The sequence below is a fragment of the Stenotrophomonas sp. STEN063 genome (assembly GCF_056854515.1).
In genome coordinates this window covers 1-6,535 of the sequence record NZ_JBXFWF010000114.1, presented here as the reverse complement: position 1 = coordinate 6,535, position 6,535 = coordinate 1, and the positions used below count along the sequence as shown (strand labels likewise).

The 6,535-nt window shown below is 65.4% G+C and carries 5 protein-coding genes; 2 read left to right on the top strand and 3 right to left on the bottom strand.

What is annotated here, in order from left to right; all coding sequences use genetic code 11:
• Positions 1-140: 140 nt before the first annotated feature.
• The gene (locus tag AC1VWL_RS19000; RefSeq protein WP_482987714.1) at positions 141-1,382 is read left to right on the top strand and encodes a dipeptidase; all 1,242 of its coding nucleotides are present in this window, start codon (positions 141-143) and stop codon (positions 1,380-1,382) included.
• 311 nt (positions 1,383-1,693) lie between these two features.
• On the opposite strand, the gene AC1VWL_RS18995 is transcribed toward AC1VWL_RS19000, so the two are convergent.
• The 3 genes from AC1VWL_RS18995 to AC1VWL_RS18985 form a co-directional block, all read right to left on the bottom strand.
• Positions 1,694-3,130 (bottom strand): amino acid permease, encoded by a 1,437-nt coding sequence (locus AC1VWL_RS18995; RefSeq protein ID WP_482987713.1) that lies wholly within the window; start codon positions 3,128-3,130, stop codon positions 1,694-1,696.
• A gap of 226 nt (positions 3,131-3,356) precedes the next feature.
• A complete protein-coding gene (gene leuE, locus AC1VWL_RS18990) occupies positions 3,357-3,983 on the bottom strand; it encodes a leucine efflux protein LeuE (protein ID WP_282270305.1) in 627 nt (208 codons plus the stop codon).
• An 18-nt stretch (positions 3,984-4,001) separates the two neighbouring features.
• Positions 4,002-4,547, bottom strand: coding sequence for a nucleoside 2-deoxyribosyltransferase domain-containing protein (locus AC1VWL_RS18985; protein WP_482987712.1), 546 nt, complete (start codon positions 4,545-4,547; stop codon positions 4,002-4,004).
• 120 nt (positions 4,548-4,667) lie between these two features.
• Here AC1VWL_RS18985 and AC1VWL_RS18980 point away from each other — a divergent pair, with 120 nt between their 5' ends.
• Positions 4,668-6,206 (top strand): DNA recombination protein RmuC, encoded by a 1,539-nt coding sequence (locus AC1VWL_RS18980; protein ID WP_482987711.1) that lies wholly within the window; start codon positions 4,668-4,670, stop codon positions 6,204-6,206.
• The last annotated feature ends 329 nt before the right edge of the window (positions 6,207-6,535 follow it).

Here is a 6,535-nt window from a genome sequence, read left to right as displayed (position 1 = left end):
ATGCTCGGCAGGGGCTTTCCCGGTAAAGCTCCAGCCGAGCATGGCTCGGCACTACAAAAAACCGCTCCATGCCGTCAGTCACTGGCCCGCAGCTCTATTACAGCGCTAAGGTCGGGCCTTTCCCTTCACGGTGAGGCCTCATGACGCTGCGTCCCCTGTCCCTGCTGGTATCCCTGTCGTTGTGCGTTCCACTGGCAGCCTCGGCGGTGGAGTTCAGCCAGGCCGAGCTGAGCAAGGCCAGCGCCTTGCAGCACAAGCTGCTGACCCTGGACTCGCATCTGGATACGCCGGCCAACTTCGGCCGTGCCGACTTCAACATCATGCAGCGCCACGACCACAATGCGCTGTCGCAGGTGGACTACCCGCGCATGGTCGAGGGCGCGCTGGATGGTGGCTTCTTCGCCATCTACACCGACCAGGGCGACCGCAGCCCGGCCGCGCATATCGCCGAGCGCGACCACGGCCTGCAGCGCATGCAGGAAATCCACGAGATGCTGGCCGCCAACCCGGACAAGTTCCAGCTGGCACTGACGGCTGACGATGCTGCAAGGATCAAGGCGGCCGGCAAGCGTGTGGTCTACATCAGCATGGAGAACGGCAGCCCGCTGGTCGCCGACCCGACCTTGCTGAGCTACTACTACAAGGCTGGCCTGCGGCTGATGTCGACGGTGCACTTCGCCAACAACGAGTTCGCCGATTCGGCCACCGATCCCAAGGGCGCCGAATGGAATGGCCTGAGCCCGGCTGGCAAGGCGCTGGTCAACGAGGCGGTGAAGCTGGGCATCGTGATCGACCAGTCGCACGCTTCGGATGCGGTGTTCGACAACCTGATCGAGATGATGCCGGTGCCCTTCATCCTCTCGCACAGCTCGGCCAAGGCGGTGTTCAACCACCCGCGCAACCTGGACGACGCGCGCCTGCGCCAACTGGCGGCCAAAGGCGGCGTGATCCAGGCCAATGCCTACGGCGGTTACCTGGTGGATGAAACCAAGAGCGCCGAGCGCAAGCAGGCCGAGGAGGAACTGGAAAAGCGCCTCGGCGGCTGGGAGAACATGACCATGGCCAAGGGCGTGGAACTGCGCAAGGCAATGGCCGAGCTCGACCAGAAATACCCGCGGCGCAAGGCCACGCTGGATGATTTCTTCCAGCACTTCGGCCACATGCTCGACGTGGTCGGCCCGGATCACGTTGGCATCGGCATGGATTGGGACGGCGGCGGCGGCGTGACCGGCATGGAAGACGCGGCTGACCTGCCCAAGATCACCGCCTGGATGCAGCGTCGTGGTCTGACCGACGCGCAGATCGGCAACATCTGGAGCGGCAACGTGCTGCGGGTGATGCGCCAGGCGCAGGACTACGCGGCGGCGCAGAAGAAGTCTTGATCGCGCGCTGTTGATGCGTGGAATGACGAAGCGGGCTCAGGCCCGCTTTGTTTTTATCCACATGTTGTTGGGGATAAGTGGGTTGTCCACAGGTGGAGTTGAGCCTTGAGGCTTTAGAGCTTTGAAGCAAAGGCACCCCTCCCCAACCCTCCCCTGCGCTACGCGCAAGGGAGGGGGCAGAGCGGCTCCCTCCCTTTGCCGCAGGCAAGGGGAGGGCTGGGGAGGGGTGCTCTTCAAGCAGAGCCATAACCCCCAAAAAACAAAAAACGGGCCGAAGCCCGCTTTTCGTCTTATCCACAACAACCTGTGGATTACTTGCTACGCCCCAGCACCGCATTGCGGCGGCTGTATACGGCATAGACCAGCAAGCCAAACACGTTCCACGCCAGGAACCACAACTGGGTACGCATCGGCAGGCTGATGAACAGGTAGATGCAGCCGCCGATCGCCAGCGGCCCCACCACCCATGCCAGCGGCGTGCGGAAGGTACGCGGACGGTTGGGCTCGCGCTTGCGCAGCACCAGCAGGCACAGGCCGACCGCGGTGAATGCCGCCAGGGTGCCGGCATTGGCCAGCGCGGCGATTTCATCCAGGCGCGCAACACCGGCCAGCGCAGCCACCAGTACCGCGGTGAACAGGGTGATGACCACCGGCGTACCGGTGCGCTGGTTGACCTTGGACAGGCCACGCGGCAGCAGGCCGTCACGCGACATCACGAAAAAGATGCGGCTCTGGCCGTAGAAGAACGCCAGCAGCACGGTCGGCAGCGCGATGATGGCGACGATGCCGATCACCAGCGCGGCGGTGCCATGGCCGAGTTCGCGCATGATCAGCGCCAGCGGCTCGGCGCTCTTGCCGAACACCGTGTAGCTCATCGCACCGACGGCGGCCAGCGCTACCAGCAGGTAGATGATGGTGCAGCCGACCATCGAACCGATGATGCCGATCGACAGGTCGCGCTTGGGGTTCTTGGTTTCCTCGGCCGCGGTGGAGATCGCATCGAAGCCGTAGAAGGCGAAGAAGATGATTGCTGCCGCCGCCATCACCCCGCGCTCGACGCCATCGGCGCTGATCGACTTGGGGAAGCCATACGGCATGAACGGCTGCAGGTTGGCGCTGTCGAAGGCCGGCAGCGCAACCGCGACGAACACCGCCAGCGCGATCAGCTTGAACACCACCAGCACCGCGTTGAGGGTGGCGCTCTCCTTGGTACCGACCATCAGCATGCCGGCGACCAGGAAGGTGATGACGATGGCCGGCACGTTGAGGAAACCGCCCTCCACGTGCGGGCCGGCAGCAAGGGCCTGCGGCAAGGCCACGTTCCAGCCGAACGAGGTGTGCAGCCATTCGAGGAAGCCGACGAAGTAGCCGGACCAGCCGACTGCCACCGTGCTGACCACCAGCGAGTACTCCAGGATCAGGCTCCAGCCAACCACCCAGGCGATGGTCTCGCCCAATGCGCTGTAGCTGTAGGTATAGGCGCTGCCTGCGGCCGGCATCATCGTCGACAGCTCGGCATAGGCCAGTGCCGCACAGGCGCAGATCGCGCCTGCGATGATGAAGGACAGCAGCACCGCAGGGCCGGCCTTGTCCGCACCCACGCCGATCAGCGTGTAGATGCCGGTGCCGACGATGGCGCCGATGCCAAGCGCGACCAGATGGGGCCAGCTCAGCGTTGGAACAAGCCGACGGCCTTCTTCGTGTTCGGTGAGTTGGTCGATGGGCTTGCGCCGGAGCCAGGATTGCATGCGGACCTCACGGTTCGTGGTGGTTCGGGGAAGCGGCCGAGTTTGGCGTAACGCAGTGCAGCAAAGCTAGAAAAACCCGTCATTTGGCGCGCTTTTACCGCGAATGGATGTCAACGTGCCGAATTCGGCATAAAAACCATCGATCCAGGCCGGGCTGCGGCCCCGCCAAGCGAGCTTACGCCGCTGTGGTGGCCTGCTGGCGGTCAGCCGCGGCCCTGCAGCAACATCACTCGGCGATGCCAAGACGCAGCCCGAACACCACCAGGCAGACGCCAACCCCGCGCCGCAGCCACACGCCGACGCGTGGATAGCCGGCCAGGCGGCGGGCGATGAACTGGCCGCCGAAGATCAGCACCGAGCACCAGCCGATGCTGAGGAGGGCGATCAGCACCGCCATCGTCGCCAGGGTCAGCGCACCGCGCTGTCGGACCGGATCGATGAACAGCGGGAAGAAGGCCATGTAGAACAGGATCGCCTTGGGATTGAGCACGCCGACCAGCAAGGCCTGGCGGAACCAGCGTCGCCCGTGCTGTACCGGCGCAGCCTCGCCAGCGGCTGCTGCCGGTTCACGCAGCAGGTTGATGCCGACCCAGATCAGGTACGCGGCACCTACATAACGCAGCGCGGCGAACAGCATCGGATGGGCCTGCAGCAGCGCGGCCACACCGGTGGCGGCGATGGCGATCAGGATCTGGTCGCCCAGCATCAGCCCGGCCAGGGTGGCGTAACCGGCACGCACGCCGCCGCGCGCGGTGGCGGTGAGCAGGGTGAAGGTGCCCGGGCCCGGCAACATCAGGAACAGGATCACGGCCACCACGAAGGTGCCCAGGTCGTTGATACCCATCCACGGCATGGCAGCTCTCCGTGGGGATCAGCGCGCGCGCTGCGTGGCGATGCGCTGCTTCACCGCATCGATCAACGCTTGCAGGTCATCAAAGCGCGGCACGCCGTAGCGGTCACCGGTGATGTCCAGGTTGCCCTTGCGCCAGTAGCCGGCCGGTGCCGCCACCAGCAACTTGCCCGAACGCGCGTACAGGCCGAATTCGAGCAAGGTGATCGGGCTCTGGGTGCCGGGGGCGAAGTACATCAGCACGATGTCGGCCTGTTCCAGTGCGGCCAGCTCCCACTCCACCTGGCGGCGGAACTCGGGTTCATCCGCCTCGGCACGCCAGGCCGGGTTCCAGTCGGCGCGGCGTGGATTGAGCATCAGTACGCCCTGGTCGGCCAGCGCGGCCTGCACCTGCTGCTGCCAATCGCCCGCCTTGCCCATCTCGATGCTGCCAGCCAGGAACACCTTGGGCCGCGCGTCATTGGCGGGCAGGGCGTGGGGCGAGGTGATGGTCTGCGAGTCGCTGGCCAGGGCGGCCATCGGCAGCAGGCACAACAGGCTCGACAACAGCAGGGAGGGCAACTTCATGGTGGGGCTACGGCGGGTGGGGGTGCACATGATCGCAGATAGGCGCCGATGGCTGTTTTCGCCAGCGGTCGGCTCGTTGCAGGATCAGCTTCTGAGACGGGCAGGGCTACACTTCCCCCCATGCAAACCGAAACCCTGATCCTTGGCGGCCTGCTGGTCGTCGTCCTCGTGCTGCAGCTGCTGCTGTTGCTGCGTCGTAATGACAACACCGCGCTGGAAAGCACCTTGCGCGAAGAGCAGCGCAGCGGCCGCGGCGAACTGCGCGAACAGCTGGAAACCATGGCGCGGCAGCAGGACATCCGCATCGATGGCTTCGGCCGCAACCTCACCGACCTGTCCACCCGCACCGACCAGCGCCTGGACCTGCTGCGTGACAGCCTCAATGACGACGCCCGCAAGGGCCGCGAGGAGACCGCCAACGCCCAGCAGCTGCTGGCGCAGTTGCTGGGCACGCGCCTGCAGGATGTGCGCGGCCAACTCGACGTGTTCGGCCAGCAGCAGGAAGCGCGCATGGAAGCCTTCGCCCGCCAGCTGGCCGGCCTGCAGCAAAGCCTGGTCGAGGAAACCCGCAAGGGCCGCGAGGAAGGCGCGCAGGTCCAGCTGCGCTTCGGCGAGACGCTGAACCAGAAGCTGGGCGAGCTGACCCAGCGCAACGAGCAGCGCATCACCGAGATGCGGCAGACCCTGGAAGCACGCTTGAAGGACCTGCAGGGCGACAACGCCGCCAAGCTCGAACTGATGCGCCAGACCGTCGACGAGAAGCTGCAGAGCACGCTCAATACGCGCCTGGATTCCTCGTTCAAGCTGGTTTCCGAACGATTGGAGCAGGTGCAGCGTGGGCTCGGCGAGATGCAGCAGCTGGCGACCGGCGTTGGCGACCTCAAGCGCGTGCTGAGCAACGTCAAGAACCGTGGCGGCTGGGGCGAAGTGCAGCTGGACAACATCCTCGAGCAGACCCTCACCGCCGAGCAGTACGCACGCGGAGTGAAGCTGCGCGCCGACAGCGGCGAGATGGTCGACTTCGCCGTGCGCCTACCCGGCCGTGGCGATGCCGAGTCGCCGGTCTGGCTGCCGATCGATTCCAAGTTCCCGCGCGAAGACTACGAACGCCTGCTCGACGCACAGGAAGCCGGCGATGCGGAGGCGGTGCGCAACAGCGGCAACCAGCTGGAGCGCGCGATCCGCATCCAGGCCAAGTCGATCAGCGAGAAGTACATCGTGCCGCCGCACAGCACCGACTTCGCGGTGATGTTCCTGCCGACCGAAGGCCTGTATGCCGAGGTGATCCGCCGCGCCGGGCTGGTGGATGCCCTGCAGCGCGAACACCGCGTGGTGATCGCCGGCCCGACCACGGTGACCGCGCTGTTGAACAGCCTGCAGATGGGCTTCCGTACCCTGGCCATCGAGCAGCGCTCGTCGGAAGTGTGGAGCCTGCTGGGCGCGGTCAAGAGCGAGTTCGGCAAGTTCGCCGGCATCCTCGAAAAGGCCGAGAAGCAGATCAACACCGTCGGCAAGAGCCTGGGCGACGCCAGCCGCAAGACCCGCACCATCGAGCGCAAGCTGCGCGGTGTGGAGTCACTGTCCAGCGATGCCTCGCAGGCAATGCTGGGTACAGACGATGACGCCGACGAGGCCGAAGACGAAAGCCCGACAGCGTAGCGTCGAGCGCAGCTTTTGCCCCCTCCCTTTGCCGAAGGCAAGGGGAGGGTTGGGGAGGGGTTGGCTCTTCGCATGTGTAGTGCCGAGCCATGCTCGGCAGAGGCTTTACCGGTAATGCTTCAAAAACTGCCCTCACCCCAACCCCCGCTCCGCGCCCCGGCCCTTGCGCTGGCGCAAGGGCGTTCGATGGGCAGCGAACCGGTGGTTCGCAAGCTGCCCCTCTCACCCCGTGAACGGGAGAGGGGCTGAAGCGGTAGTGGGGGGGCCAACAACACACACACCGGCAGCCACCAACCGCACACACACCAAAAAAAAGAACAACCCACAAC